Origin of the sequence: Pedobacter sp. G11 (assembly GCF_003860265.1) — a bacterium.
GTDB lineage: Bacteria > Bacteroidota > Bacteroidia > Sphingobacteriales > Sphingobacteriaceae > Pedobacter > Pedobacter agri.
Genome location: NZ_CP034190.1, coordinates 1,889,179 through 1,909,938, shown reverse-complemented (window position 1 = coordinate 1,909,938; position 20,760 = coordinate 1,889,179). Strand labels below are relative to the sequence as shown.

At 37.9% G+C, this 20,760-nt stretch carries 17 protein-coding genes; 4 read left to right on the top strand and 13 right to left on the bottom strand.

Translation table 11 applies throughout. The features are described 5' to 3' along the window. Nucleotides 1-162: 162 nt before the first annotated feature. From EA772_RS08320 to EA772_RS08310, 3 genes are all read right to left on the bottom strand, one after another. A complete protein-coding gene (locus EA772_RS08320) occupies nt 163-1,047 on the bottom strand; it encodes a DUF4349 domain-containing protein (RefSeq protein WP_124912438.1) in 885 nt (294 codons plus the stop codon). Between the two features lie 501 nt (nt 1,048-1,548). Continuing rightward, complete coding sequence (locus tag EA772_RS08315) at nt 1,549-1,767, bottom strand: hypothetical protein (protein WP_010601530.1); 219 nt, start codon at nt 1,765-1,767, stop codon at nt 1,549-1,551. A 58-nt stretch (nt 1,768-1,825) separates the two neighbouring features. Then, a complete protein-coding gene (locus tag EA772_RS08310; RefSeq protein WP_124912436.1) occupies nt 1,826-2,590 on the bottom strand; it encodes a 5'-nucleotidase, lipoprotein e(P4) family in 765 nt (254 codons plus the stop codon). Between the two features lie 186 nt (nt 2,591-2,776). On the opposite strand from EA772_RS08310, the gene EA772_RS08305 reads away from it, so the two are divergent. Beyond that, nucleotides 2,777-3,514 (top strand): hypothetical protein, encoded by a 738-nt coding sequence (locus tag EA772_RS08305; RefSeq protein ID WP_124912434.1) that lies wholly within the window; start codon nt 2,777-2,779, stop codon nt 3,512-3,514. Between the two features lie 85 nt (nt 3,515-3,599). On the opposite strand, the gene atpG is transcribed toward EA772_RS08305, so the two are convergent. The 8 genes from atpG to EA772_RS08265 form a co-directional block, all read right to left on the bottom strand. Then, the gene (gene atpG / locus EA772_RS08300) at nt 3,600-4,493 is read right to left on the bottom strand and encodes an ATP synthase F1 subunit gamma (protein ID WP_010601527.1); all 894 of its coding nucleotides are present in this window, start codon (nt 4,491-4,493) and stop codon (nt 3,600-3,602) included. A gap of 71 nt (nt 4,494-4,564) precedes the next feature. Then, nucleotides 4,565-6,139, bottom strand: coding sequence for a F0F1 ATP synthase subunit alpha (gene atpA / locus EA772_RS08295; protein ID WP_010601526.1), 1,575 nt, complete (start codon nt 6,137-6,139; stop codon nt 4,565-4,567). A gap of 212 nt (nt 6,140-6,351) precedes the next feature. Continuing rightward, nucleotides 6,352-6,891: an ATP synthase F1 subunit delta gene (gene atpH / locus EA772_RS08290; RefSeq protein WP_116170429.1), complete on the bottom strand. Its 540-nt coding sequence runs from the start codon at nt 6,889-6,891 to the stop codon at nt 6,352-6,354. Nucleotides 6,892-6,984: 93 nt separating this feature from the next. Then, nucleotides 6,985-7,479 carry a F0F1 ATP synthase subunit B gene (locus tag EA772_RS08285; protein ID WP_010601524.1) on the bottom strand — a complete coding sequence of 165 codons (495 nt, stop codon included), beginning with the start codon at nt 7,477-7,479 and terminating at the stop codon, nt 6,985-6,987. A gap of 94 nt (nt 7,480-7,573) precedes the next feature. Continuing rightward, complete coding sequence (atpE, locus tag EA772_RS08280) at nt 7,574-7,780, bottom strand: ATP synthase F0 subunit C (RefSeq protein WP_010601523.1); 207 nt, start codon at nt 7,778-7,780, stop codon at nt 7,574-7,576. Between the two features lie 37 nt (nt 7,781-7,817). After that, nucleotides 7,818-8,999 carry a F0F1 ATP synthase subunit A gene (gene atpB / locus EA772_RS08275; RefSeq protein ID WP_238533670.1) on the bottom strand — a complete coding sequence of 394 codons (1,182 nt, stop codon included), beginning with the start codon at nt 8,997-8,999 and terminating at the stop codon, nt 7,818-7,820. 35 nt (nt 9,000-9,034) lie between these two features. Continuing rightward, a complete protein-coding gene (locus EA772_RS08270; RefSeq protein WP_246834073.1) occupies nt 9,035-9,376 on the bottom strand; it encodes a hypothetical protein in 342 nt (113 codons plus the stop codon). 188 nt (nt 9,377-9,564) lie between these two features. Beyond that, nucleotides 9,565-9,786, bottom strand: coding sequence for an AtpZ/AtpI family protein (locus EA772_RS08265; protein WP_010602430.1), 222 nt, complete (start codon nt 9,784-9,786; stop codon nt 9,565-9,567). Nucleotides 9,787-9,896: 110 nt separating this feature from the next. Between EA772_RS08265 and EA772_RS08260 the strand changes: the two genes are divergently transcribed. The 3 genes from EA772_RS08260 (at nt 9,897) to uvrC (ending at nt 17,002) form a co-directional block, all read left to right on the top strand. Further along, nucleotides 9,897-12,674, top strand: a complete 2,778-nt coding sequence (locus tag EA772_RS08260) for a tol-pal system YbgF family protein (protein ID WP_124912432.1) — start codon at nt 9,897-9,899, stop codon at nt 12,672-12,674. Nucleotides 12,675-12,781: 107 nt separating this feature from the next. Next, on the top strand, nt 12,782-15,001 hold the full coding sequence (locus tag EA772_RS08255) for a transglycosylase domain-containing protein (protein WP_010602432.1): 2,220 nt from the start codon (nt 12,782-12,784) through the stop codon (nt 14,999-15,001). A gap of 198 nt (nt 15,002-15,199) precedes the next feature. Continuing rightward, a complete protein-coding gene (uvrC, locus tag EA772_RS08250) occupies nt 15,200-17,002 on the top strand; it encodes an excinuclease ABC subunit UvrC (RefSeq protein ID WP_124912430.1) in 1,803 nt (600 codons plus the stop codon). Nucleotides 17,003-17,030: 28 nt separating this feature from the next. Here uvrC and ade read toward each other — a convergent pair whose 3' ends face one another. Together ade and EA772_RS08240 are read right to left on the bottom strand one after the other, a co-directional pair. Then, a complete protein-coding gene (gene ade, locus EA772_RS08245) occupies nt 17,031-18,668 on the bottom strand; it encodes an adenine deaminase (protein WP_124912428.1) in 1,638 nt (545 codons plus the stop codon). A gap of 97 nt (nt 18,669-18,765) precedes the next feature. Next, a complete protein-coding gene (locus EA772_RS08240) occupies nt 18,766-20,742 on the bottom strand; it encodes a thiamine pyrophosphate-dependent enzyme (RefSeq protein ID WP_124912426.1) in 1,977 nt (658 codons plus the stop codon). Nucleotides 20,743-20,760 lie beyond the last annotated feature (18 nt).

The following is a 20,760-nucleotide window of genomic DNA, read 5'->3' as shown; positions in this document are numbered from 1 at the left end:
AACATTGCTTCGTGCCTCGCAATGACGGGAAGATAGAGAAATTCTTTTTCCACCAAGGAGCGGCGTCTCCACCGACCCACCAGTTAGCCACTGTTGCAAACTTTGCGACAAATAACTACTGGAACATGTAGTGGCCATACATTCGGAAAGATGATTTCCAGTTTACTGTCTATTCTCCATCAAATGCTTTGTTGCCAACTCTATTGCTATTTTGCTCTTCCTCACAAAATACCTGATGATAAAAAACACGCCAAAGCCCACTAAAAACAACATCCAAAGATTTGCAAGCGCAAGAATAATTTCTTTAAAAATTGTCCAGCCGTTTAAAATGTTAAGCCAAAGCCTGTTTGCGAATCCCGGGCGATAATCATACAGATTATCATTGGCTACAGTCATGGTGCTCACCGTATTATCCTGATAGAAGTTGAGTGTAATTGTACTGTACTTCACCCGAGCATCAATGCTCATATTATCAATCTTTCTGTCAACATACTCATCTTTTAATGCGAGAGATGTTTCGATGTTACCCGTTTTTTTGCTTGGGATATTTCCAATGTGTTTGGAAGCCTCTACCCTATTTTGTGCTTTTAAGTTATTGGCAAGATAATTAATACTTTGATCATCTAACTTCATTGATGAAGTATTTACAAATACAGCCATTTTAGAAATGGTATTGGTGAAATCATCCAATTTTTCTGAAGGCACCTTTGCTATTAAATAACCTTCTGTGCGATAAGATGTGATTTCTTTTAATGAATCAGTTGATTGTTTTACTTTTTCGGTTTCCTGAATAATGCTTTCTATCGAAAATTCGGCAACAGTTCCGCCCTCTGCTTTTATAGTTTTACTTAGCTGTTCTTTGGTATTTTGAACATCCTTAACCCGGAAACGCATGTCGGCCGTTTTGATTATTTTTGGTGTTGCAGCGCTATCGGGAATAACCATTTCTTTGGCTTCTGCGAGGTCTGTACTTTCACTGTTGTTTTTAGCATTTGAGCAGCCAAAAATTGTTAAAATTATGGCAATAGCAATGATATTCCTTTTCATGATTTAGTGGTTCTGATAAATTAATCATTTAAAATATTTGCTTCAAATGGCCATTTGAATGAGCGCTTTGGTTAGGTTATTTCGCTCTGTTTCCCTTTATACAAAAAACGGATTTAGGTAACCCAATTTAGATGACAGTTAACAATTGACACGTAGAAATTATCAGTTTACAATTGCGAATCTAAGGGTTACAACATTTCGAAAAGCAATTGCACTGGTTGGTAGGTAAAAGCAGTCCCGCCATACGCTGTAGCCCTCATCCGATGAAAAACGGAATTCGGGGCTGCCGCTTTTGTCGGGTTTAAAATAGTAAGGTTAACCGCTGCCAGCTAAACCTGACAGGAACGAGCACGAGCCCATTTGTTTCAAATGGGTAAGTAAAGTGGATGGCAGGACTTTCGAAACCGATAGTTTGAGAAACCTGCTTTCCTAAATATAAACAAACAAAAAAGCCGATCATATTCAAATATCATCGGCTTCTGTATTTAGAGAGAAAATATTTTATGCGTCTAAAATTTTGAATACGCCCTTAATAGCGATAATTGCACCAATGAAAAGAACGATCCATGATACTAAAGATAATACCCACGAATCGAAAGCAAAACGTGCATATGTACCCACCATACAAATTAGTACGCCAACAATCATTAATTTATAAATTCCTGGCTGGTTAGCCGTTTGCATACTTTCTGTATTGTGCTTTAATTCGTTGTTCTCCATAATCTTAATTTTTATGATGCAGCAAAAGTAATACTTATTGCTGAATAATTATAAATACTTAGTAACTTTTTAATCGTTCTAAACGCTGTTTCGCTTTATCCTTATCAGTAAGTTTTTCACCTTGATATAATGGCTTTTCCCAGTCGCCATACATGGGATTTGGCAATACAATAAACTTCACCCCAAAAAGGTTTTGATTTTTATTTACCTGATCGAAAGTATTCTTTTCCTCCCGATAAAAAACATTACTGAAATCGCTTAAATTATCGCCACAAAGCATTAAAATATTATGGGTTTGGGCAATTTTTTGCCTGCGAGGCTCTTTATTAGAAGTCCCTTTCGAAACCAATAGGTGCGCATCATTGGCATAAGGAAAACCGAAAGCCTGAAGGTTTTTCAAGGTAGCTGCATAATCTTTTTCATCACGATTGCTGAGGTAGAAAGTTTCGATATTTTTTGAAGCAGCAAATTTTAAAAAAGCCAACGCCCCAGGAACGGTATCAGCTTTCGATAAGTTCGTCCATTCAGTCCAATCAACCGGGTTATAACTTAAACCTTTTTTGATCTCATGGCCCTGAAAAGGAGAATTATCCAAAACGGTTTCATCAATATCAACAATAACACAATTAGGTTTTTTACTGGTATCGGCCCATAAAGCCTCTTTCAATGATAAGCGGGCAAAATTATAAGCCTGAAAACACAAAGCTCTGTATTCGCCCGATGTTTGTTGCCAAAGCACTGCGTTGGTATAATCTCGGGCTGGAGATTGTGCAATGGCCAAAAATGGAGCGGCTAGTAAAATAATGAAGATAAATTTTTTCATATTCTGGAATTATGCTACAAAGATATCAAGTCCTTTTTACGGGCAATAGATTTGTTTGATTTTAATTGATCTCGTAATCAAACGGTTAACATTTGGTCGCAAAAAATTTAACTTTCTTACTCCCCTGCCTGTATTCGATCCGTAGGATTTTGTTATTTTTAAGCACACACAAATAAAATCAGTTATATGAAAACCAAAAAGTTTCTAGGGCTTGCTATAGCCTTAATGTGCCTTGCTGCCTGCAAAAAAGAAAATCCAGTCATTGAGCCAACCGAACCTCCACCAGTTGAAAAACCCGATCCTTTAGAATTGCTTAGAGATTCTGTTTCATACGTTCTTGATGGAAAGTTAATGGTGCAAACAGAAACTTTAGGCCGGGGTTTAATTAACGCTAAAACAAACGTAAAGTTAGATTCATTGGTTAAACAGAAGGAATATATTTCTGGCGATCAAGACTCAGTGATGTTTGGCAGGTTTTTTAAGTTTACCGATGGAAACAGGAATGGTATAACCCTATCATTCGTGAAAAAGTATAATAAAAACCAAGCACAACCAGCAAGCAACCAAACATCATTGTTTATGCCCTTGAATAAGCTAGACTTATTTAGTGTTGGCGAGCGTAAATTTGCCCTGGATTTTAGTAGAAACAACTCACAAAATGGTGTTGTTTTCGAATTATCCGGAGATAACTATGGCCTTCAAACCAATGGTTATTCTAGTTTGGTTTACCATGCGTTATTAAAGCCCGAATTACAAAAGCAATCTAAGTTTGAAATTACCAACTTGCAAAAACTAAAATCAGGCAAATATTTGTTAGAAGCTAAATTTAATGCATCAGTCTATCGTGGAGATGGCACCAATATCAAGAAGATTGAAAGCGGTTTTATGAGAGTAAAAATTAATCCAGAGAGCATTTATTTTTAACTAAAAAAGCCCATTTCAATTAAGAAATGGGCTTTAATGTTTTTCAAGAAACTCAAGCCTTCCGACTTAAGATTTCCAGATTATATTATCCGTTCAATGCTGCTGCACCACTTACAATCTCAGTTAACTCAGTTGTAATGGCTGCCTGACGAGCCTGGTTGTATGAAAGTTTTAGGGCTTTCAATAATTCACCAGCATTTTCAGTTGCTTTATCCATCGATGTCATACGTGCGCCATGCTCAGATGCGTGAGAATCCAACACCGCTTTGTATAACTGAATTTTAATTGATTTAGGGATTAATTGCTCAACGATTTCTTCCTGAGAAGGCTCCAGAATGTAATCCACATTAGCTGCTTTTTTATCAGCTTTTGTTTCTACAGCTTCTTCAACCTTTGGCAACGGCAACAACTGCTCAGTAGTAATGTACTGAACGGCCGCATTTCTAAAACGGTTGTAAACTACTTCAACTTTATCAAACTCGCCTTTAAGAAAGCCAGCCATAATTGCATCTGTAATTTTAGTTACGTTTTCGAAAGTTAAGGCCGAAAATACTTCATTGTTGTTTCCAATAACATTGTATTTGCGTTTCTCGTAAAAATCCTGTGTTTTCTTACCAATAGATATAATGCTCACGTTACCGTTTTTCAACTGTTCGCTATATTTCTCGGCAATTAAATTATTGGCCGCTTTAATTACGTTCATGTTAAAAGCACCAGCCAAACCACGGTTTGATGATACGGTTACAATTAAAACCTTATTAGGTTCACGCTCTTGAATAAAAGGCGATGAAGAACCTTCCAAACTTGCTGATAGATTTCCCAAAATCTCTTTCAGTTTAGTTGCATAAGGGCGTAAAGCGATGATTGCATTGGTAGCACGCTTCAACTTAGCAGCCGAAACCATTTTCATAGCTTTGGTAATCTGTTGTGTTGATTGTACCGATGCAATCCGGTTTCTTACTTCTTTTAAATTAGCCATTCTTAATAAGTGTAAAGCAAAAAGTTAAAAGTAAAAAGCTTTAAACTTTCTACTTTTATTTTTCAACTCTATTAGTATTTACTTGAAATCTCTTTTGCTACGGTATCTAAAACACCAGTAATGCCATCATCAAATTTACCAGCTTTTAATGCTGCTAATGTTTCTGGGTGACGCATTTCCAATTGAGTTAAAAATTCAGTTTCAAATTCTTTAACTTTATTAACCGGAACATTACGCATTAAATTTTTAGTACCAGCGTAAACAATTGCAACTTGTTTCTCAACAGAAAATGGAGAGAATTGTGCTTGTTTTAACATTTCTACGTTACGTGCACCTTTATCTAAAACCGATTTCGTTGCAGCATCTAAGTCAGATCCGAATTTAGAGAAAGCCTCTAACTCGCGGTATTGTGCCTGATCTAACTTTAAAGTACCTGCTACTTTTTTCATCGATTTAATTTGAGCGTTACCACCCACACGCGATACCGAGATACCTACGTTAATAGCCGGACGAATACCAGAGTTGAACAAGTTCGACTCTAAGAAAATCTGGCCATCAGTAATTGAAATTACGTTAGTTGGAATATAAGCAGAAACGTCACCAGCTTGCGTTTCGATGATAGGTAAAGCAGTTAATGAACCACCACCTTTAACGATATGTTTAATCGATTCTGGTAAATCGTTCATATCTTTCGCGATATCATCATTTGCATTGATCTTCGCAGCTCTTTCCAACAAACGACTGTGTAAGTAGAAAACGTCACCAGGATATGCCTCACGGCCCGGTGGACGACGAAGTAATAAAGATACTTCACGGTAAGCCACAGCTTGTTTTGATAAATCATCATAAACAATTAAAGCTGGTCTACCTGTATCACGGAAAAACTCACCAATTGCAGCACCAGCGAATGGCGCATAAAACTGCATTGGAGCAGGATCAGCGGCCGAAGCAGCAACAACAACTGTATATGGTAAAGCGCCGTTTTCCTCTAGTGTGCGTACAATGTTCGCAACGGTAGAGTTTTTCTGGCCGATAGCTACATAAATACAGAACACAGGCTGGCCTGCTTCATAAAATTCTTTTTGGTTGATAATAGTATCGATACAAACCGCAGTTTTACCAATCTGACGATCGCCAATAACCAACTCACGTTGACCACGACCGATTGGAATCATCGCATCGATTGCTTTAATACCAGTTTGTAAAGGCTCATTTACCGGCTGACGATAAATAACACCTGGTGCTTTACGCTCTAAAGGCATCTCGTAAGTTTCACCTAAGATTGGGCCTTTACCATCTAAAGGCTCACCTAATGTGTTCACCACGCGGCCAAGCATACCTTCACCAACTTTAATAGAGGCAATTTTTTTGGTACGTTTAATTGTATCACCCTCTTTAATCTCGTCAGAAGCACCCAAAAGTACCACACCAACGTTATCTTCTTCAAGGTTTAATACAATGCCTTGCAGGCCGTTTGCAAATTCAACCAACTCACCCGATTGAACTTTAGTTAAACCGTAAACACGGGCAATACCGTCGCCCACTTGCAACACGGTACCAACTTCTTCCAGTTCGGTTTCTGATTTGAAGCCCGCCAATTGCTGTCTGATAATTGCCGATACTTCGTCTGGTCTTACCTCTACCATAATTTTAATTATATCTTTTTGTAAATGTAAATCTTGTAGTTCTTCTGTTATTCTAGTCCCGCTTTCTGCTTTAGTCTTTTTGCTTTCAGCTTCAAAGCCTATCGCTGCCAATCGGGTTTATATATTGTTGTGATGTAGTTCTTTTGTTAGTTCAGTATCCCTCATAGTTTGTAAATCCAACCTCGATACTTGATACTTAAATCTTGTTACTACTAAGCAGCAAATTCTTTTTTAAGTTTATTTAAACCACTGGCAATACTTGCATCAAACTGCTTATCGCCAACTTTTAAAATAAAACCACCAATTAGTTTCTCGTCAATTTTTTCGTTAACAATCACTTCCTTAGCGCCTAGTTCTTTTTTAACAGTTTCAATAATCTGTGCCTTAGCTTCCGCACTTAGCGCAGTGGCCGAAGTCACATCAGCAGTAACAATTCCTTTGATCTCGTTGTATTGTTTAATAAACTGTTTTGCTGTAGCAAATAAAATTGCCGAACGGCCTTTATTTACCACAGTTTTGAAAAAAGTAAGCGATAACTGACCTACTTTATCACCAAAAATTCCATTCAAAATGCCAACTTTTTTATCTAAAGGCACAATTGGATTTTTTAATATTGCTTCTAGCTCAGGAGTTTCGTCAACTACTTTTTCAAACAAAACCATATCATTGTACGATTCAGCTAAACCGTTGTTTTCAACAGCTAAGTCGATTAATGATTTGGCGTATCTGCCTGCAACTTTAATTTCTGACATATATTTGAGTTGAAAGTTAAAAGTTGAATGTTAAAAGTTTAACCCTGAGATTAAAACTTCAAACGTTGCACTTTAAACTTTATACTTTAAAACTTAATTTAATTCAACGTCTTTTAACAAATTAGCCACTAATGCTTCTTGTTTTGTTTTATCATCTAACTGCGTACGCAATACACGTTCAGCAATTTCTAATGATAATGTAGAAACCTGACCTTTAACTTCAGCTAAAGCCACTTTCTTCTGATTTTCGATTTCGATTTTAGCTTTCTCAATCAATTTAGCACCTTCAACCTGAGCTTGTTTTTTAGCTTCGTTTAAAATGCTATCTTTCAAAGTTTTAGCTTCTTTCAAAATCTCATCGCGTTCAGCACGTGCTTGTTGCATTAAATCTTGGTTCTGACTGGTTAAACGAGCCATTTCTTGCTTAGCCAATTCCGCTTTGTTCAAAGCATCATCAATACTTTGCTCACGCTCATGGATAGCTTTCATAATTGGTTTCCAGGCAAATTTACCTAGCAAAAACAACAACAATAAAAAAGCTATGCTATTCCAAACTAACAAGCCAATTTCAGGAACTAATAAATCCATCTTATATATTTAATATTCTTATTTTCAACTAATCATTTAAACAAGAACCTTAACGGCAATCCCGAAAAGGTTCTTGTATTAATTCTTTCTTTGATTATTTTGCGATCAAAGAAACTACTACTGCGAATAAAGCAACCGCCTCGATAAAGGCTGCAGCGATAAGCATAGCAGTTTGAATTTTTGAAGCGGCTTCTGGTTGACGAGCAATAGATTCCATTGCAGATCCACCAATTTTACCGATACCTAATCCAGCGCCTATTGCAGCTAAGCCTGCGCCGATTGCAGCTAATGTTCCAGTCATTTTCTGATTTATTTATATTTATTTAACAATAATGTTCTTAGTGGTGCTCTTCAACTGCCATACCTATAAACAAGGCAGAAAGAGTAGTAAAAATAAACGCCTGAATAAATGCAACCAAAAATTCAATTAAGCCGATAAACACAGCGAAGAAAATTGAAGCCGGAGCAATCCAAAGCGAGTTAAAAATAAAGATTAAGCAAAGTAACGACATCACCAAAATGTGACCCGCTGTAATGTTTGCAAATAACCTGATCGCCAAGGCAATTGGCTTGGTTAACGTACCAATCAACTCTAATGGCGCTAAAAATATCTTCATCGGAACAGGAACGCCTGGCATCCAGAAAATATGTTTCCAGTAATGTTTGTTTCCTTTAAACGTAGTAATTAAATAAGTACAAACCGCTAATACAATAGTTAAAGCAATGTTACCAGTTACGTTTGCGCCTCCCGGAAAAAATGGAACCAAACCTAAAACGTTATTTAACCAGATAAAGAAAAACACAGACAATAAATAAGGCATAAAAGCACCGTATTTATGACCCAAATTTGGTCTGGCAATGTCGTCGCGAACGAATAAAATAATTGGCTCTAAAAACGACTGTAAACCTTTTGGCGATTTACCATTTCTTTTGCGGTATGAAGATGCGATTGTACCAAATATAAGAACCAACAAAACCACTGATAACAGCATACTGAAAACATTCTTAGTTATCGAGAAATCAAGCGGGCGGGCATTGGTAACAACTTCTGCACCATCTTTCACTTCGTGAGATACAAAGGCACCATGCTCATTTGCAGTAGCGTTTGCGTAATAAATTTTGTTGTGTGCCATTACAAAACGTTGGCCACCTTTTTCTACAACATGGGTACCATCATCATTATAATTAAAAGCAGCAGAGCTAAAAGTGACTAAACCAGTATTTGTCCAAAGGATGATTGGCAAATGCAAGTGTACACCATGCTCTCCATGACCAAAAAGCGTAAAGAAGTGACTATCGCTAATGTGATGAAAAATGAATGAAGTAATATCAAAACCTTTTTCTTTTTCTTCATGCGCTTCAGCGTGGTTAACAACAGCACCTGGTTCATGAGTAGCGGCTACAGCTGTATCAACAGGTAGCGATGTAACAGTATCAGCTTGAGCGAAAGTATCATTTTTGATAGATAAAAACGCTATTAAAAGCGTAAAAACAACAATTACCTTCTTAACTTTCGACATGAAAACTTGGTTAAAATCCATTTATTGGCAGTTTTTTACTTTAAATTTTGGTGGCGCAAGTTACGCAACAAACAGTACATTTCAAAGACGGTAAACAATAAATAAAGAGAAAAAAAATTTACTATAAAAAGTAGACCGCTTTCCTTCGCTTTTATACTGTAAATCAATACAAAAGCCATACAAAAAATAAGCTTCACAATTACCGACCCTAATATTGCTACTACGCCTGCTTCCGGGTTTTTATGAATACCGATATGAGCCAATAGATAAGCGATGTAAGTTATTCCTCCTAAAAACCCAAAGATGAGCCAAAAGCTGGGCACCAAAATATCTGAAGCAGGAAGAATTTGTGGTATAAGAACAACTATACCGATCATTAAACCAACGAAAATTAAATATACGCTTGTAAATTTGGCCAGAGTCAATTGAAAAATAATTCTTTGCGGTTAAAAACTGCTGCAAAGATAGGGATTTTAATCACATTTTTGGTAAGCGTATCGCAGCAAAATGTTTGATTTTTAATTTGTTGCAGCACACCACAGGATGAATCAGGTAAACTTCTAATTTATTTTGTTACCTGTCTAATCACCTGGTAAAGTGCTATGCCTACTCCTAATAAAGCAAAAGCTGCAGTGATAATCTTGGTTTCACTATTTCTATGTTCATCAATTTTATAACCAATAAAAGTGAGTAAACCAATGGTAATGATCATCTGAAAGCCTATGGCAGAATATTTTGCGGCTGCATTTACTTTTTTCTTTGTATCGTCTTCTTTAGGATTTTCCATTTTTAAATGCAATAATTAAGTTAACTTTGGATAATTATAATTTGCAGCCAAATAAAATATTTTTGTTAAAATTTTGTTTATTGTACACCCACTAACGCAATTTATCATACTTGAAAAAACACTCTAACAAAGCATTAAATCCCTTCCTCCTCCTCATCAGCCTGCTTTTCATCTATGGCTGTGTAGCAAATAAAGATACTGCTATCGACCGTAAGTTTCAAAATTTAACGGCAAGGTATAACTATATCTATAACTCAAATGTTTTGCTAACTGAATATAATGAGGGATTACTACAAAGCTATACCGATAATTACGAAAAAATTTTACCAGTTTATCTCGATCCAGAGCCTCAGGTGAATCTGGTGCTTACGCCTGGCACACCGAATAAGCAATTAGATGAGGTCATCACCAAAGGCCAAAGTATCATCAACGATAAAAGCTTTAGTAATTATATTGATGATGCCTACATGTTATTGGGTAAGGCAAATTATTTAAAAGGAAATTATTTTATTGCATCAGAGTATTTTGATTATGTAGCCAAAACGTACAACAATAATTTAAAAACGTTTGTAATGGCCATGAACTGGAAAGCACGTAGCCAAATGGAACTTAATAACATGGTTGTGGCGGATAAAATCCTAGATACCATGTTACGTGCTGCCGATAATCTGAAAAACGACATTGCTGAGCCACTGGCTACCACAGCGCAAATGAGAATTTATCAGAAGCGGAATAAAGAGGCCATGTTATTGCTTGAAAATGCGGTTCGTTTGGGCGACGATAAGCAATTGCGTATTCGCTGGCGATATATTCTGGCACAACTTCAGGAGCAGGAAAACGATCTTCAAAATGCCTTTATTAATTATACTAAGGTAGAAAATAGTAACGCACCGTTTGAAATGTACTTCCACGCCAATTTGCAACGCATTAAAGTAAGAGCGCTAATTAGCGGTTATAAGGTTGATGAAGATAAAGCATTGCTGGCGTTACTGAAAGACGATAAAAATTTCGATTATACCGACCAGATCTACTATCAGGTTGGAGAACTTTTTTCAAGGGAAGGCAAATTTACCAAAGCCGAAGAAAATTATCAGAAATCAGTACAGAAAAGTACGAAAAATCAAAACCAAAAGGCATTATCCTATCTTAAAATTGCTGATTTAAATTTTAAGGAGTTTAACAACTACATCAAGGCGAAACTGTATTACGATAGTACAGTAATGATTTTACCTAAGAATTTTCCGGATTACGACAATATTGTTAAAAAGGCTGATAACTTAAAGTATTTAACCGATCGTTATACCATTATCGCGAAGGAAGATACCGCACAAATGATTGCCCAACTTCCATCTACAGAAAGGGAGGCAAGAATTAAGAATTATTTAACGCCTAAAGTAGAGGTGGCAAATGTGACTGTACTCAACAATCAAACGTTGAATAATCCAGATTTTCCGAACCAGTCGCTTAATTCGCCTCAGGTTGCTGCAGGTAGTACTTTCTATTTTAACAATAATGCGGCGATAAGTACCGGCTTTGCTGATTTTAAAAGGCGCTGGGGGAACCGACAACTGGAAGATAACTGGCGCCAAAGCCAAAGATCATCTGCACAGGAGAATACACAAGTGATGACCGGCGGCAATGTTGCCAACACCATTACACCTGCAAATGGAAATAATGTGCAATCTTCAACAGATCAAACATCACTCGAGAAGCAATATCTTGATGCGCTACCATTAACACCTGCTCTAATTGCCGCATCTGATCAAAAAATTATCGATGCTTATTTCGAAATTGCCAGTTTTTACCAACAGGAGTTGAATGATAAAAATGAAGCAAATAAAATTTATGCAGAGTTGTTACGAAGATATCCAAATAACAACCATCTGGATGCAATATATTACAGTTTGTATCTCAATAATAAAGGAGTTGATGAAAACAGATCGAACGAATTCAGACAGCTGGTGTTACAGAAATTTCCAGAGTCGAACTATGCTAAAACCATTTTAGATCCATCTTTTTCGGCGAAGCAAAGTACCATGGAAAACATTGCAAACAACAATTACAATGTTGCCTTCGAAGCTTATGCTAAAAAAGATTATCCAGGCGTAATTAAACAAGCAAACGATAACATCAGTGCTTTTCCTGATAACGATTTGGCACCACAGTACGCTTACTTAAAGGCAATTGCTGTTGGGCGTACAGCCAAGCTCGACCCTTTATTAACGGAGTTCAATGCGATTACGACACTCTATCCAAACGATTTAATTGTTACGCCTTTAGTGCGTGATCATTTAAAATACATCGAAGCCAATCTGGCTGAATTTAAACAACGCCCCGTGGCTTTAATTGATTTCGACTCAAATGAGCCTCGATTTGTGAGTCAGGCAAAACCCATTGCGGTACCAGCAAAACCGCTTAATAACGATATCAATGCTGCTGCGGAAGAAAAACCTGCCGAGACAATTGTAAAACCGGTTGAAAAACCAGCAGAAGTTAAGCCTGCTGATGTAGTAAAACCAGCAAGTATTTTTAGCGCAGCTACTTCAAACGAATACTATTATGTAATTGATGTCGCAGATGCGAGTTTAACTTTAAGTTCATCACGTTTTGGAATTGGCCAGTTTAACCGAGGTAACTACCCTGATAATGATTTGGCGCATAAATTGATTGAGCTGGATAACGATCAGTTGATTTACGTAACCAGCTTTATTGATTTGGAAGATGCAAAACTTTACGAGTCAAGCATCATCGGGCAATTAAAAAATATTATGAAAGTGCCTGCAAATCTTTACAGAGGCTTTATTATTAGTAAAGAAAACTTCGAAAAGCTGAACAGCAGAGATCGCATCAACGAATATTTAGAATTTTTAAAAGATAATTACAAGTAGTATGCATGCTGTTGAACGCAGCAAAAATCCGGTTCGTTAAAATTTTAATAAATTTGCGGCTAAAATAAGCTTCAATTGATTAGCTTTTGAACTAATTACAACACAAAATGAATAAATCCCTTTCTGCACTAGAAACAAGAAGATATAGTTTAATCATATGGAAAATAGTGGTTGGTGGCATAGCACTTTTTGCCATTTTCATCTCAATGATTGGAATGGGGCTTTTTGGTGCGCTACCTTCTTTCAGAGACATTGAACACCCAAAAAGTAATCAGGCTTCTGAAATTATTGCCGAAGATGGCCGCCCGTTAGGAACTTATTTTGTGCAGAACAGGTCGAATGTTACGTATAAAGATATCTCGAAGAACGTTATCAACGGACTTATTGCCACTGAAGACACCCGTTTTAAAGAGCACTCAGGAATCGACTTCAAACGTACATTTACCATTATTGGCTATAACCTGATTGGCAAAAAGCAAGGTGCAAGTACCATTACGCAGCAGTTAGCCAAAAATCTTTTCCCAAGGGAATCAAATTTGAATTTCTTTTCATTGGTATTAACCAAGTTTAAAGAATGGATTGTAGCGGTGAAGCTGGAACGGAATTATACCAAAGAAGAGATCATCACCATGTACTTAAACACGGTCGACTTCGGTAACCAGGCTTATGGCATAAAATCTGCCGCAAGGGTATATTTTAATACCACTCCAGATAAATTAACCTTAACCCAGGCTTCAACTTTGGTTGGGATGCAAAAGGGGATTACGATGTACTCTCCTACCCGCCATCCGGAGCGTTCCAGAACCAGAAGAAACACTGTAATGGCGATGATGGTAAAATCGGAATTATTAACCCAACAGGAATTTGACGAGCAGAAGGAAAAACCACTGGGCTTACACTTTAATGCGGCAACTGTTAATGATGGGATTGCACCCTATTTCCGGTCGGTATTAAAGAATGATATCAAGACAATTTTTCAGGAACAAGGGATTACCAAACCTGACGGAACACCTTACGATCTGGATCGTGACGGGTTGAAAATATATACAACCTTAAATTACGATATGCAGGTATATGCCGAGGAAGCTCAGAAAGAATATATGAAGGTTCTACAGGCTCAATTTATCAATAGCTGGAAGGGTAGAAATCCTTTTAAAGGAAAAGATTTACAGATTGAGCAAGGCGTTAAAAGATCAGATCGTTATAAATCGTTGAAGCTGGAAGGTAAATCTGACGAAGAGATCAAAACTGATTTTAATACCAAAACCGAAATGACCATTTTCACCTGGAAAGGAAACATTGATACGGTGATGAAGCCTATTGATTCGGTACGCTATTATAAAATGTTACTGCGTAACGCCATGATGACGATGGATCCGACCAATGGGCATGTTAAGGCATGGGTGGGCGGAATTAATTACGAACATTTCAAATATGACCAGGTAAAAATGGGTACCAGACAAGTAGGTTCAACAGCGAAGCCATTTACTTATGCAGTTGCAATTGAAAATGGTTATTCTCCTTGTTATACGGTATCAAACACGCCTGTAACCATCGAAGGTTACGGTGAAAACTGGACACCAAGAAATTCTGGAAAGCCTTTACCAGGAAGCATTACTTTACAAAAAGCATTGGCTTACTCACAAAACTTTGTTACCGCATATTTAATGAAGCAGGTTGGTCCGGTTGCAGTTTCTAATCTCGCTACCAAAATGGGCATTCCAAATGTTCCAGCCTACCCATCCATTTGTTTGGGAACTTTTGATTCATCAATATTTAATATGGTAGGCGCATACGGGGCTTTTGCAAATAAAGGAACTTATACCAAACCAATTTATTTATTAAGGATTGAAGACAAAAATGGTGTGGTACTGTTCTCGCAAAAAGAAATACCTAAACCTATTATGAGCGAGGAAGTTGCCTATGTGATGACCCGAATGCTGAAAGGCGTGGTTTCAAATGGAACAGGTTCGAGGTTAAATTATAAGTATAAAGTGAATGCACCAATCGGTGCAAAAACAGGCACTACTCAAAATAACTCTGACGGTTGGTTTATGGCGATTACTCCACAATTGGTAACCGGAATCTGGACGGGATGTGAAGACAGAGCCTTCCACTTCATTAGTACTAACCAGGGTGAAGGAGCAAATACGGCGCTTCCAATTTTTGCCGGCTTCATTAAAAAGGTTTATGCTAACCCGGCTTTGAAAATTAGTCATGCAGATTTTGAAGCGCCTAAATCAGGTGTATCTATCACTTACGACTGTAACCAATACCAGCAGCAGGAAGAAGGCACAACCGAACTCGACGAGAAACTGGGTTTTTAATACTCCTGTCCGCGTGAAGGATAGTAGTGGAAATCCTTTTGTGTTGCCTTGAGCGTAGCCGAAAGCAACACAAAAGATTGTAACGGATAGCCTGACCCTTTGCGCAGCTTAGGGACACGCCAAAATTCTCTTAAACAACATTAATCCTTATCCGTTTTAGATTAGGGTTTCGCATTTGAATTCTATTTTTTGTAACTGATGAGCACTTTTGACCATAAAACCGCATTAACCGCAATTCCGCACAAACCCGGTGTATACCAATACTGGGATGCCGATGGAAAGTTGATGTATATCGGTAAGGCGAAAGATCTCCGAAACCGGGTTGGTTCTTACTTTAATAGCGATAGACAGCAATTTAATGGTAAAACGAGGGTGCTGGTTTCAAAAATCAGAAAAATAACTTTTACCATTGTTGATACCGAAATTGATGCCTGGTTGCTTGAAAATAGCCTTATTAAAAAGCATCAGCCTAAATTTAATATCAATTTAAAGGATGATAAAACCTATCCCTGGATTATTGTAAAGAATGAACAATATCCACGGATTTATTGGACACGCAAAGTGATTAAGGATGGCTCAACTTATTTCGGTCCGTACGGATCGATCGGTATGATGCACACCATTCTTGATTTAATAAAGGAAACTTATCCGTTAAGAACCTGCAGCTTGCCGCTTAACGATAAAAATATTGCCGAAGGTAAGTTTAAAGTTTGTTTGGAATATCAGATTGGGAATTGCAAGGGTCCGTGCCAGGCCTACCAGAGCGAAAGTGATTACGATCAAAATATCGTTGAAATTAAAGAAATTTTAAATGGTAAAATCGGGAACGTAATTCGCGATGTAAAAGGAATTATTAAAACCGCTTCTGAGGAATTAAATTTCGAACTGGCACATCAATACTCCCGCAAACTGCAGGTATTGGAGAAATATCAAAGCAAATCAACCGTGGTAAACAGTGCCATTACCAATGTAGATGTGGTAAGCATTGCATCTGATGAGCGATACGCTTTTGTAAATTACCTCAAGGTGATGAACGGTACCATTATTCAAACTCAAACCATTGAAATTAAAAAGCAACTGGATGAAAGTGATGATGAACTTTTGATTACCGCCATGCTGGAATTCAGAACAAAATTTAACAGCACTTCAAAAGAAATCATTGTTCCTTTTGAACTTTCTTTGGAAGATGAACGACTTAAATTTACTGTTCCTAAACTTGGCGAGAAGAAAAAGTTGTTGGAACTATCTCAAAAAAATGTGCTGTTCTTTAAAAAGGAGAAACTCAATCAGTATGAAAAACTCAACCCGGATTTGAGAACCGACCGCATATTAACGACAATGCAAAAGGATTTGCGGTTAACGCAACTGCCTAAACACATTGAATGTTTTGATAACTCGAATTTTCAGGGAAAATATCCGGTTTCGGCTATTGTGGTGTTTAAAGATGCAAAGCCATCGAAAAAAGATTACCGCCATTTTAACGTTAAAACCGTTGAAGGACCGAATGATTTTGCCACCATGGAAGAAGCCGTTTTCCGTCGTTACAGGCGAATGCTGGAGGAAGACCAACCTCTTCCGCAACTGATTATCATTGATGGCGGTAAGGGACAGCTTTCATCAGCGATGAAAAGTTTAAAACTGTTGGGCATAGAAAATCGGGTAACGGTGATTGGTATTGCGAAAAGATTGGAGGAGTTGTTTTATCCCGGAGATTCATTTCCACTGTATTTAGATAAAAAATCGGAAACCCTAAAGGTAATTCAGCAGCTGCGTGATGAAGCGCACAGGTTCGGGATTACTTTCCACCGTAAAAAACGCGATCAGGGAACACTTAAAACTGAACTGGAGCAGATTGAGGGCATCGGCAAAACTACTGCCGACAAACTTTTAAAGCATTTTAAATCTGTTAAAAAAATAAAAGAAGCTACCGAAAAAGAACTTGGAGAAGTTTTAAACAGGAAGCAAATGTTAACCCTGCAGGAATATTTCAAGCAGGAATAAAACTACCATTTGTTAAAATTTTCGAAGGCTACACAAATTTAAACTTATCTCCATCAAACAATCCCTTATCGCTTAACTTTAAATGTGGAATCACCAGTAGCGCCATAAAAGAAAGTGTCATGAATGGTGCTACCAATGTAGCGCCCAGTTCTTTTGAGAACTGATCGATTGAGGTGTAAAGCGCAGCAACTTCATAACCGTTCTGATTACTCATTAAACCTGCAACAGGCAAAGGAAGCACTTCTTCTTTTCCATTTCCTAAAGCCACAACACCACCCGTTTCTTTGATTACCAGATTAACTGCAGCGCATATGCTGTTATCGTCGACGCCAACTGCGATAATATTATGGCTATCATGAGCAACACTTGATGCTATTACACCCTCCTTTAAACCAAAGTTTTTTACAAATGAAACAGCGATAGGCGCATGATGATAGCGGTTTACCACAACCATTTTCAATATATCGTTTTCTAAATCGCTAATGATGTTTCCATTAGAAACTTTAGGCACCACTGTAAGCCTGTTGGTGATCAATTGCCCATCTAAAGCCTCGATCACCGGAATTGTTTCCTCGCCTGTAAAAGCATAAGCAAAATCTTCCGCCTTTTTAAAACTGCAATCGAAATGATTCACTGATTCTTTATCCTGATCATGCTTTATCCAATCGCCGACAACCTCACCGTTTTCTGATAGCAAAACGCCATCTATAAAGGTTTGCTTTATCTTGAAGTTTACTAAATCTTCTGCAACAATGAAATCGGCAAAATCGCCAGTTTTTAATGCGCCAACATCCAATTTATAATGAAGAATCGGATTAATACAAGCCGCTTGTAAAACGTTAAAAATATCAATTCCCTTGCCCACTGCTCTGGCGCAAATTTCGTTGATATGGCTTTCAACCAAACTATCTGGATGTTTATCGTCACTGCAAAACATCATCATATCAGGCCAGTCATGAAGCAGATCGATCAACGCCTCAAAATTTTTGGCAGCACTTCCTTCGCGGATAAGAATTTTCATACCACGCTGTAGCTTATCCAATGCTTCTTCTGCGGTAAAACATTCATGGTCTGTAGAAATTCCTGCATCAATATATTGTTGAACCGCATCGCCACGCAAACCAGGTGCATGTCCATCAACAGGCTTACCTAAATCATGCGCTGCTGCAATTTTTTTTAAAACCTCTTCATCTTGATGAAGCACGCCGGGAAAATTCATCATTTCACTGAGGTATTTAATTTCCGGACGTTTTAAAAGCGCCTTAACGTCATCATGATTCAATTCAGCGCCAGCGGTTTCAAAAATAGTGGCAGGAACACAGCTAGGTGCACCAAAGTTAAACTTGAAGGGAACAGTATTGCCGTTTTCAATCATAAATTCCACGCCTTCCATGCCGCAAACGTTAGCAATTTCATGCGGATCGCTAATGGTGGCAACCGTTCCATGAACTACTGCAAGCCTTGCAAATTCACTTGGTATGAGCATGCTGCTTTCAATATGAACATGGCTATCAATAAAACCAGGAAGGATGAAATGCGCTTCATCTCTCCTTTCAGATATTTTATGGATGGATTTTATTTTTCCATCTTCTACCTCTACTTCACCAAAGAAAATATTTCGATCGGTAATTTCAACGATGTTTCCCTGGATTTTGAAATTGCTCATGATATCTGTATAACTGTGTGAATTGATTAAGCGGTTAATCGCCAAATTGGTAATACAATAACTAACCAATTCATACAATTACAACTCATAACTCTCTTTAATATTTTAATAATTTTTCAATCGTTTGTGCTAGTCTGGCTTTTGCCAAAAACCCATCTTCTAACGCTTTATTCATTGGAATTGCAGTATCTAAACTGGCACATCGCATGATTGGCGCATCCAGATATTGAAAGCAATGTTCGCCAATCCACGCCGAAATTTCTGCACCAAAACCATTTGTCAGGGTATCTTCATGTAAGATTAACACCCTGCCAGTTGATTTTACCGCATCACAAACAGCTTCCTTATCCCAGGGTTGTAACGTACGCAAATCAAGTAGTGTTGCTTCACTTTCCGGATTATTCTTCAGATAGTCCAATGCCCAATGAACGCCTAGACCGTAGGTGATGATGGAAAATTTATTTCCACCGGCAAGCTTAACCGCCTTTCCTATTTCAGTGGTAAAATATCCATCCGGAACAGCAGTGGATAAACTTCTATACAAATATTTATGTTCGAAATAAATAACCGGATTCGGATCTTCAATTGCGGCCAGTAACAAACCTTTGGCATCATCAGGAAAAGCCGGATAAACAACTTTTAAGCCTGGCGTTTTGGTAAACCATGCCTCATTACTTTGTGAGTGAAATGGCCCTGCACCAGTACCAGCGCCTGTTGGCATACGCACTACAACATCGGCTTTTTCACCCCAACGATAGTGCGTTTTAGCCAAATTATTTACAATCTGGTTGAAACCAACAGTAACAAAATCAGCAAATTGCATTTCTACAACAGCCTTGTAACCATTAATTGACAAGCCTAAACCTGCACCAACAATAGCTGATTCGCAAATTGGTGTATTGCGAACCCTGTTCTTCCCGTATTTAGCCGTAAAACCATCGGTAATTTTAAAAGCACCGCCGTAATCCGCAATATCCTGTCCCATCAAAACCAGGTTGGGATACTTTTGCATTGCCAAATCTAACCCATCAGTTATGGCATCTAAATATCTTTTTTCTGTTGAAGCCTGATTGGGTTCGACTACTTTCTGTTCATAAGGAAAATACATGTCGTATTCTTCCTGATTAGCATCAACTTCCGGTTCGGGTTCATCAAACGCTTCTTCAACTTCTAATTCAATATCTTTTTTGATTTTTGCCCTGATATCGATGATCGAATCGGCTGTTAAAATTCGCTGCTCAATTAGGTAATTTTCATAGTTACTTAACGGGTCTTTCTTTTCCCACTCATCAAATAACTCCTGCGGAACGTATTTTGTGCCTGATGCTTCTTCATGCCCACGCATTCTAAAAGTTAAACATTCCAATAAAATCGGGCGTGGATCTTTACGAATTTCATTAGCCAGTTGATGGATGGTATCGTAAACTTCAAGAATGTTATTCCCGTCAATTTGCCTGCCCTCTATACCATAACCAATGGCTTTATCAACCAGGTTTCTGCATCTGAATTGTTCTGATTTTGGCGTAGACAGGCCGTAGCCGTTATTCTCGATGAGAAAAATAACAGGTAAATTCCAAACCGCTGCCACATTAACTGCTTCATGAAAATCGCCTTCGCTGGTGGCACCTTCGCCAGTGTAAACCAACGTTGCTTTTTGTTTACCAGCCAGAACATCGGCTAATGCAATGCCATCCGCTAAGGCCATTTGCGGACCAAGATGAGAAATCATCCCAATAATTTTATAGTCTTGCGTACCAAAATGGAAAGAACGGTCGCGGCCTTTGGTAAAACCAGTCGCTTTGCCCTGCCATTGCGCCATCAATTTTTTTAAGGAAATATCTCTGGTAGTAAAAACCCCAAGATTGCGATGCATTGGCAAAATGTATTCATCGCTTTGCATCGCTAATGTAGAACCAACTGCAATAGCCTCCTGACCGATGCCTGAAAACCATTTCCCAATCCTTCCCTGGCGCAAAAGCTTAAGCATTTTCTCCTCAACCATTCGAGGGTAAAGCAATCTTTTATATAAATTTAACAGGAATGTGTCGTCTTTATTGCCGCGGTTAAATTGCATATTGGGTTAGATATTTTG

Bases quoted from the DNA above. Each gene is read 5' to 3' on its own strand.
- EA772_RS08255 (WP_010602432.1), top strand. From the start codon at position 12,782: ATGAATAAATCCCTTTCTGCACTAGAAACAAGAAGATATAGTTTAATC.
- atpB (WP_238533670.1), bottom strand. From the start codon at position 8,999: ATGTCGAAAGTTAAGAAGGTAATTGTTGTTTTTACGCTTTTAATAGCG.
- atpA (WP_010601526.1), bottom strand. From the start codon at position 6,139: ATGGTAGAGGTAAGACCAGACGAAGTATCGGCAATTATCAGACAGCAA.
- atpG (WP_010601527.1), bottom strand. From the start codon at position 4,493: ATGGCTAATTTAAAAGAAGTAAGAAACCGGATTGCATCGGTACAATCA.
- EA772_RS08265 (WP_010602430.1), bottom strand. From the start codon at position 9,786: ATGGAAAATCCTAAAGAAGACGATACAAAGAAAAAAGTAAATGCAGCC.
- EA772_RS08305 (WP_124912434.1), top strand. From the start codon at position 2,777: ATGAAAACCAAAAAGTTTCTAGGGCTTGCTATAGCCTTAATGTGCCTT.
- EA772_RS08240 (WP_124912426.1), bottom strand. From the start codon at position 20,742: ATGCAATTTAACCGCGGCAATAAAGACGACACATTCCTGTTAAATTTA.
- EA772_RS08270 (WP_246834073.1), bottom strand. From the start codon at position 9,376: ATGATCGGTATAGTTGTTCTTATACCACAAATTCTTCCTGCTTCAGAT.
- EA772_RS08315 (WP_010601530.1), bottom strand. From the start codon at position 1,767: ATGGAGAACAACGAATTAAAGCACAATACAGAAAGTATGCAAACGGCT.
- ade (WP_124912428.1), bottom strand. From the start codon at position 18,668: ATGAGCAATTTCAAAATCCAGGGAAACATCGTTGAAATTACCGATCGA.
- uvrC (WP_124912430.1), top strand. From the start codon at position 15,200: ATGAGCACTTTTGACCATAAAACCGCATTAACCGCAATTCCGCACAAA.
- EA772_RS08310 (WP_124912436.1), bottom strand. From the start codon at position 2,590: ATGAAAAAATTTATCTTCATTATTTTACTAGCCGCTCCATTTTTGGCC.
- atpE (WP_010601523.1), bottom strand. From the start codon at position 7,780: ATGACTGGAACATTAGCTGCAATCGGCGCAGGCTTAGCTGCAATAGGC.
- atpH (WP_116170429.1), bottom strand. From the start codon at position 6,891: ATGTCAGAAATTAAAGTTGCAGGCAGATACGCCAAATCATTAATCGAC.
- EA772_RS08285 (WP_010601524.1), bottom strand. From the start codon at position 7,479: ATGGATTTATTAGTTCCTGAAATTGGCTTGTTAGTTTGGAATAGCATA.
- EA772_RS08320 (WP_124912438.1), bottom strand. From the start codon at position 1,047: ATGAAAAGGAATATCATTGCTATTGCCATAATTTTAACAATTTTTGGC.